This window comes from Nonomuraea rhizosphaerae (assembly GCF_019396405.1).
In the GTDB taxonomy this organism is placed as follows: domain Bacteria; phylum Actinomycetota; class Actinomycetes; order Streptosporangiales; family Streptosporangiaceae; genus Nonomuraea; species Nonomuraea rhizosphaerae.
The window spans coordinates 1-1,049 of sequence record NZ_JAHKRL010000023.1 but is presented as its reverse complement, the minus strand read 5'-3'; the positions used below and the strand labels follow the sequence as shown (position 1 = coordinate 1,049).

The 1,049-nt window shown below is 67.8% G+C and carries 3 protein-coding genes and 1 pseudogene; 3 read left to right on the top strand and 1 reads right to left on the bottom strand.

The features are described 5' to 3' along the window. Positions 1-28: 28 nt before the first annotated feature. Positions 29-139: pseudogene (locus KME77_RS30160) on the top strand (M23 family metallopeptidase); the annotation flags it as partial. 113 nt (positions 140-252) lie between these two features. On the opposite strand, the gene KME77_RS30155 reads toward KME77_RS30160, so the two are convergent. Continuing rightward, positions 253-375, bottom strand: a complete 123-nt coding sequence (locus KME77_RS30155; RefSeq protein ID WP_308250488.1) for a hypothetical protein — start codon at positions 373-375, stop codon at positions 253-255. 34 nt (positions 376-409) lie between these two features. Between KME77_RS30155 and KME77_RS30150 the strand changes: the two genes are divergently transcribed. Beyond that, complete coding sequence (locus KME77_RS30150) at positions 410-565, top strand: hypothetical protein (protein ID WP_219460503.1); 156 nt, start codon at positions 410-412, stop codon at positions 563-565. A 234-nt stretch (positions 566-799) separates the two neighbouring features. Beyond that, the coding region (locus tag KME77_RS01155; RefSeq protein WP_219460500.1) for a PadR family transcriptional regulator at positions 800-1,049 on the top strand (250 nt) is incomplete at its 3' end.

Below are 1,049 nucleotides of genomic sequence, written 5' to 3'. Positions count from 1 at the left end.
CTAGACCGACGCCGGCAACACCGTCGTCATCGACCACGGGGGCGGCTGGCTCACCCGCTACCTCCACCTGGCCAGCCGCGCCGTCGGCGTCGGCGCCTCCGTCGCGCAGGGCCAGCAGATCGGCGCCGTCGGCAGCACCGGCAGCGCCACCACCGGAGCCCACCTGCACTTCGAGCAACGCCTTAACGGCGCCGTCGTCCAGGCCTCCGTCAACGGCCACCTCGTCCCCGTCACGTGGTCGTACAACCAGCACTACGAGACCAGCAACAACTGCGGCGGCGGCACGCCCGGCAGGCAATGGGTCGACACCTTCGCCGCCGCTCCCGGGTACTCCACGCCCGGCGGCACCCGCACCGGCACCCTGAACGCGGGCACCAACTACGTCTACTGCCGCGTGTGGGGACCCAACGTGCAGGTCGGCTCCGCCTACAACCACTGGTGGCTGAAGACCGACCTGGACAGCGGGAACCCCTGGCAGAACCAGTGGGTGTCGGCCTACTACCTGTCCCGCTGGGGCAATGACGTGGCCAAGGACAACAACGGCACGGACATCGCCGACTGCTGACCCCGGCCTCTGGGTGCCGGCCTCTGCGTGCCGCCACCTGTCGCGGTCGGCCGTACCGTCCGCGCGCGGCCTGTTGTAGACGTACCGGAGCAGGGCGACGAGCATCGTCGTCCTGCTCTTTGACGTGCCGCCCCTCCGCCGTGCCGCAGGTCATCGAGCCCGTACGAGTATGCGAGCCAAGACGCATCGTTGTGCGTCTTGCAATGCTGTGCGACACACACTACTGTACAAGACATGCCGGATGAGGAACTGCACGCACTGCACCAGCAGGAACTACGCCGAGGCACCGTCGTCCTGGCCTGCCTGCTCATGCTCAAACACCCCAACTACGGCTACGCCCTGCTCGACCAACTCGAGCGCTCCGGCTTCACCGTCGACGCCAACACCCTCTACCCCCTGCTGCGCCGCCTGGAAAAACAAGGCCTGCTCAGCAGCGACTGGAACACCGAAGAAGCCCGCCCGCGCAAGTTCTACCGCACCAGCG